Here is a 6,139-nt window from a genome sequence, read left to right as displayed (position 1 = left end):
TGAAGTCCGTGAGCCGTACTACATCGAAGAACAGAACCTGCGTTTTCAGGGGCAATACCTGGACCGGGAAACAGGCCTGCACTACAACACCTTCCGCTTCTATGATCCCGACATAGGCCGCTTTACCACGCCCGACCCCTTGGGCCTGGCCGCAAGCCTGAATCTTTATCGCTACGCACCGAATCCATTTACCTGGATCGACCCGCTGGGGCTTAAAGAGAATGAGATTATCCGGTACATGGGCGAGAGCGAAACCGTCTCGTCCAAGGCCGCCAACGGAGGCAAAGGCGGCTTGGTTCCGAATATCCGAGGAGAGAAAGCGGTCTGGGTCAACCAGGACAGTAACCCTGGATTCAACCCAGGCAATGAGAAGTATCGGGTAGTGGCCACCGTCAATAACGAAGGGGTCAGCATGCTCAATAACCACAAGGACATCTCTACCGTTGACTATAAAGAGACGGGCCTGAAAGATGGCGTGCTGTCCAAGACGAATGAGCCCAAGGCCAGAGGCATCGGTTTCCGATTATTGGATAAATTCAATAAAACCATTACGTCATTTCGTGTCGAGAAGAAAGGCCCGAACGGAAAATGGAAGACCTGCGGATAAAGCCAGATGGACATATTCGATCTTCTCTCATACAAGCTTGAAAATTTCCTGAACGTCCGGCCGTATCCGAAGGCGTTGGGTGCTGTTTTTTACAAAGAAGACGAGCCTTCGCTACTGAACGTCGTCGCGAAAAAACACAATGGCGCTCCCTTCAGCGTTAGCCGCTGGCGGGACTTGTTTTCCACCAGCGCTTTCGAAAAAGCCATGCTGAAGAACGGCTTCACGGAACCCGACTGCTACGCCCTCCTCCTGGTCCTGTCGCGCTTTGGCTACCTGTTTGAAATCGACAACCGTCAACGAACCAACAAGGAATATTTTATTTTCTTCTACCTGATCCAACTGATCAGCTTGAAGAACAGCACCCTGGATGCGGATGCGCGCCTCAGGAACTACATGCTTAGGTTCCTCCTCTTCGAATTGAGCATCGATGACGAGGCGTATCGTCGGTTCAGCATCGAGGGCAATCAGTTGATGATGGCGACCGATGGGCTGGGGTCCGTGGCTTTTCTGGATGTGATTGATGTGGTTTACAAAGCGATCAAGGCCGACAGCAGGAAAGAGCATCAACTGCTGAGTACGTTGAAAACGTTTCAAACAAGCACAGTCAGATTACTCAGCGAGCCCGACGATACCCATTACCGCTGCGCGATCAATGATCGTCACAGCGAGCTTATGTACCCCGACGTTTTTTTGCCCACCTATGCTCAGGACAGGCAAAAAATATTTGATGCTTTGATCGACGCGGTCAATCCGCTTCAGTCAACGGCAAACCTGTTCGTCTCCAATATGGTTGTGATGAATTACGCCTTTCACGTCCTGAAAGACAAGCCTCACGAAATTCTAAAACTGAAAAAACACGTCCGTGATGAAGCGCTGTTCGGCCAATTGCTGGAGGTGATCATCATGCGTCGGATGGCAGTCAACAAAGCGCTGTTCGAAAAAATTCTCACGGGGCACGATCTGTCCTTGATCAAGGATGAGCAAACCGCGTTCTACAACATTTTGTACCGCCGGTAGAAACTTGATGCATTTGTGCGCCTTACGCTTCTCTTTGCAGCGCACAAAAATAATCAGAGCCGGGATTCGGCTGTGCTCAAGAAAACCCTGGCGGCTAGATCAAATTGGGAAACAAGCAGTTCGATCTGGCGCTTGCGAACAAATGACCAGGCGCAGGTTAAGCGCAAATCCCCGTGGCGAGGGAACTTACTCCCGCTGGGCGGCGGAGCCGCCAAAAATAGTGGCACAAAACAATCAGGAGGGCCTGTCGAACGAGTCGCCGGCCCATGGTTTTTTTCGCCAACGCCATGGAATGTCTATAGTCAATTGATCTGGGTCATGACTTGTTACATCCGCTACACCATTCTATGCAGAGTCCCAACGCGACCAAAGGTCGCACCCTTGAGCTAGACCTACAGGCGTATCATTGCACCACTGCAATACCCTTTCTGACCGTGGTCGGCACGTACTGATCCCGGCACTTTTCCACTGCCGTGGGATGCATTTTGATGAGTAACCAGATTCCGGTACATGACGTCACCCCGCCTGCCAAGGACGCGAACCAAAGCGTCGACCTGTATGCCTCTCGGGAAAAAATCTACACCCGTGCCTTCACCGGCCTGTTCCGCAACCTGCGGATGGTCGGCGGTGGCGTGTTGTTCCTGCTGTATTTCGGTACGGTCTGGCTGAACTGGGGCGGGCATCAGGCCGTCTGGTGGAACCTGCCCGAACGCAAATTCTTCATTTTCGGTGCGACCTTCTGGCCCCAGGACTTCATCCTCCTGTCCGGACTGCTGATCATTGCCGCGTTCGGCCTGTTTTTCATTACGGTCTATGCCGGTCGGGTCTGGTGCGGCTACACCTGTCCGCAAAGCGTGTGGACCTGGATTTTCATGTGGTGCGAGAAGGTCACCGAAGGCGACCGCAACCAACGCATCAAGCTCGACAAGGCGCCCATGAGCGGGAACAAGTTCCTGCGCAAGTTGGCCAAGCACAGCCTGTGGCTGCTGATCGGTTTTGTGACCGGCATGACCTTCGTCGGTTATTTCACGCCGATTCGCGAACTGGTGTTCGAATTCTTTACCGGCCAGGCCGATGGCTGGTCGTATTTCTGGGTCGGCTTCTTCACCCTCGCCACCTACGGCAACGCCGGCTGGCTGCGCGAGCAGGTGTGCATCTACATGTGCCCTTACGCCCGTTTCCAGAGCGTGATGTTCGACAAGGACACCCTGATCGTTTCCTACGACCCGCGTCGGGGCGAAAGCCGTGGCCCGCGCAAGAAGGGCGTTGACTACAAGGCCCTGGGCCTGGGGGACTGCATCGACTGCACCATGTGCGTCCAGGTCTGCCCCACCGGTATCGACATTCGCGATGGCCTGCAGATTGAATGCATCGGCTGCGCGGCGTGCATCGACGCCTGCGACAACATCATGGACAAGATGGATTATCCGCGCGGGCTGATCAGTTACACCACCGAACATAACCTCTCGGGGCAGAAAACCCATAAACTGCGCCCACGCCTGATCGGTTATGCCCTGGTGCTGCTGGCAATGATCAGCCTGCTGGTGACCGCGTTCTTCATGCGTTCGCTGGTCGGTTTTGATGTCAGCAAGGACCGCGTGCTGTACCGCGAGAACGCCGAAGGCCGGATCGAGAACGTCTACAGCCTCAAGATCATGAACAAGGACCAGCACGACCATACGTACGTGCTGGAGGCCTCCGGCCTGCCGGATCTCAAGCTCCAGGGACGCCGGGAAATCAAGGTCGCGGCCGGTGAGATCTTCACCCAGCCGGTAGAACTGTCCAGTGCACCGGACCAACTGCCGTCGAGCACCAACGAGGTGACGTTCATCCTCAAGGATGCCGATGACGACAGCGTTCATGTTGAAGCCAAGAGCCGGTTCATCGGCCCACAAATTCGTTGAGAGAACTGAACATGCCTGCAGCAACCGCCACCAGCCCCTGGTACAAGCATCTCTGGCCGTGGATCATCATTGCGATCCTGGCCTGCTCGGTGACGCTGAGTCTGACCATGGTGACCATCGCCGTGAACAACCCGGACAACCTGGTCAACGACAACTACTACGAAGCCGGCAAGGGCATCAACCGCTCCCTGGAGCGCGAACTGCTGGGCCAGACCCTGCAACTGCATGCCAACGTGCAACTGGATGACGTCACCGGCGAAGTGAACCTGCGCCTGAGCGGCGACAGCCGGCCCCAGACCCTGGAACTGAGCCTGATCTCGCCCACCCAGCCGGAGAAGGATCGCAAGATCGTCCTGACGCGCAACGACAGCGAGCCGGGACGGTATGTCGGTCAGTTGACGGACAAGATCGAAGGCCGGCGCTTTGTCGAATTACTGGGTGTGGAGAACGACAAGACCTGGCGCCTGTTCGAAGAAGAGCAGATCAACCATGACCAGGCCATCCTGCTCGGCGATGAACCGCTGCAAGGCGCTGAAGACCTGAAGAAATAGACGGCTGCGCTGCGCGCAATCGCGAGCAGGCTCGCTCCCACATTGAGGTGTCGTTAGGTTCAATTCACAACGACGCAGACCTGTGGGAGCGAGCCTGCTCGCGAAAAGGCCTTCAGATGCCAGAAAGTTTCGATATGTGAATACCTCATGACCACCCCACTGCCTTGCTACCACTGCGCCCTGCCCGTCCCCCCGGGCAGTCGCTTCACCGCCGTTGTCCTGGGTGAAACCCGTGAGCTGTGCTGCCCGGGCTGCCAGGCGGTGGCCGAGGCCATTGTCGCTGGTGGTTTGGAAAGCTATTACCAGCATCGCAGCGAAGCGTCGGCCAACCCCGAAACCCTGCCGGTCCAGTTGATCGATGAGCTGGCGCTGTACGACCGCCCGGACGTGCAGCAGTCGTTCGTGCGCCATGAAGGCGAGCTGGCCGAAACCACGCTGCTGATCGAAGGCATCAGTTGCGCCGCCTGCGGCTGGCTGATCGAAAAACAACTGCGCAGCCTGCCGGCCGTGGCCGAGGCGCGGCTGAACCTGTCCAATCACCGCCTGCACGTGAGCTGGGCCGACGCTCAATTGCCGCTGAGCACCTTGCTGGCCGAACTGCGCCAGATCGGCTACGTCGCCCATCCCTACCAGGCCGATCAGGCCAGCGAACAGTTGGCCGCGCAAAATCGCCTGGCCCTGCGCCAATTGGGCGTAGCCGGTTTGCTCTGGTTCCAGGCGATGATGGCGACCATGGCCACCTGGCCGGAATTCAACATCGACCTGAGCCCGGAGATGCACACCATCCTGCGCTGGGTCGCGCTGTTCCTCACCACACCTATCGTGTTCTATAGCTGCGCGCCGTTCTTCAAGGGCGCGATGCGCGACCTGCGCACCCGACACCTGACCATGGACGTTTCGGTGTCCCTGGCCATTGGCGGTGCCTACGTGGCCGGGATCTGGACGTCCGTCACCGGGGTGGGCGAGCTGTATTTCGATGCCGTGGGCATGTTCGCACTGTTCCTTCTGGCCGGTCGCTACCTGGAACGCCGTGCCCGGGAGCGCACCGCTGCCGCCACCGCACAACTGGTCAATCTGCTGCCGGCCTCGTGCCTGCGCCTGGAGGATAACGGCCAGAGCGAACGAATCCTCCTCAGCGAATTGCGCACCGGCGACCGGGTCCTGGTGCATCCCGGAGCGGTTCTGCCGGCCGACGGCAGAATCCTCGACGGCCAGTCCAGCGTGGACGAATCACTGCTGACCGGCGAATACCTGCCACAACCTCGCCAAGTGGGCGACACGGTGACGGCCGGCACCCTTAACGTAGAAGGCGCATTGACGGTCCAGGTGTTGGCACTGGGGCAAGACACCCGGCTGTCGGCCATCGTCCGGTTGCTGGAACGAGCCCAGGCCGAAAAGCCGCGGCTGGCGGAAATCGCCGACCGCGCCGCGCAATGGTTCCTGCTGTTCTCCCTGGTCGCTGCGGCGGCCATCGGTCTGCTGTGGTGGCAACTGGATGCCTCTCGCGCCTTCTGGATCGTGCTGGCGATGCTGGTCGCTACCTGCCCTTGCGCACTGTCCCTGGCCACGCCAACCGCTCTTACCGCCGCCACCGGCACGCTGCACAAGCTTGGCCTGCTGCTGACTCGCGGCCATGTGCTGGAGGGCCTGAACCAGATCGACACGGTGATTTTCGACAAGACCGGCACCCTCACCGAAGGGCGTCTGGCGTTGCGCGCCATTCGAACGCTGACGGCCCTGGACAGTGATCAATGCCTGGGCCTGGCCGCTGCCCTGGAAAATCGCTCCGAACACCCCATCGCCCGTGCCTTTGGCCGCGCGCCACTGGCCGCCGAGCATGTGCAAAGCACCCCGGGGCTGGGCCTGGAAGGGCTGGTGGGTGACCAGCGCCTGCGCATCGGCCAACCCGGTTTTGTCTGCGAACTCAGTGGCGCGGCGGTGCCGGTGATGCCGGATGAGCCCGGACAATGGTTGCTGCTGGGTGATGACATCGGTCCGTTGGCCTGGTTCGTCCTCGACGACCGCTTGCGTGCCGACGCCCCGGCACTGCTGGCCGCCTG

The 6,139-nt window shown here is 58.7% G+C and carries 5 protein-coding genes; all 5 read left to right on the top strand.

The window, feature by feature from the left end; genetic code table 11:
• A partial coding sequence (locus tag GSM73_RS27100) for an RHS repeat-associated core domain-containing protein (RefSeq protein WP_256676764.1) occupies positions 1-607 on the top strand: 607 nt, incomplete at its 5' end.
• A gap of 6 nt (positions 608-613) precedes the next feature.
• Positions 614-1,624, top strand: a complete 1,011-nt coding sequence (locus tag GSM73_RS07610) for a hypothetical protein (protein ID WP_160892003.1) — start codon at positions 614-616, stop codon at positions 1,622-1,624.
• A gap of 488 nt (positions 1,625-2,112) precedes the next feature.
• Complete coding sequence (ccoG, locus tag GSM73_RS07605; RefSeq protein ID WP_047227182.1) at positions 2,113-3,528, top strand: cytochrome c oxidase accessory protein CcoG; 1,416 nt, start codon at positions 2,113-2,115, stop codon at positions 3,526-3,528.
• Between the two features lie 11 nt (positions 3,529-3,539).
• On the top strand, positions 3,540-4,079 hold the full coding sequence (locus GSM73_RS07600; protein ID WP_047227181.1) for a FixH family protein: 540 nt from the start codon (positions 3,540-3,542) through the stop codon (positions 4,077-4,079).
• A 147-nt stretch (positions 4,080-4,226) separates the two neighbouring features.
• Positions 4,227-6,139: heavy metal translocating P-type ATPase (locus GSM73_RS07595; protein ID WP_256676763.1), on the top strand; the 1,913-nt coding region annotated here is incomplete at its 3' end.

The organism is Pseudomonas sp. PICF6, assembly GCF_009831705.1.
GTDB classification, from domain to species: domain Bacteria; phylum Pseudomonadota; class Gammaproteobacteria; order Pseudomonadales; family Pseudomonadaceae; genus Aquipseudomonas; species Aquipseudomonas rhizophila.
The sequence above is the reverse complement of the archived record's forward strand: the minus strand, read 5'-3'. Positions and strand labels throughout refer to the sequence as shown.

Coding starts and splice junctions, on each gene's coding strand:
- GSM73_RS07610 (WP_160892003.1), top strand. CDS start 614: ATGGACATATTCGATCTTCTCTCATACAAGCTTGAAAATTTCCTGAAC.
- ccoG (WP_047227182.1), top strand. CDS start 2,113: ATGAGTAACCAGATTCCGGTACATGACGTCACCCCGCCTGCCAAGGAC.
- GSM73_RS07600 (WP_047227181.1), top strand. CDS start 3,540: ATGCCTGCAGCAACCGCCACCAGCCCCTGGTACAAGCATCTCTGGCCG.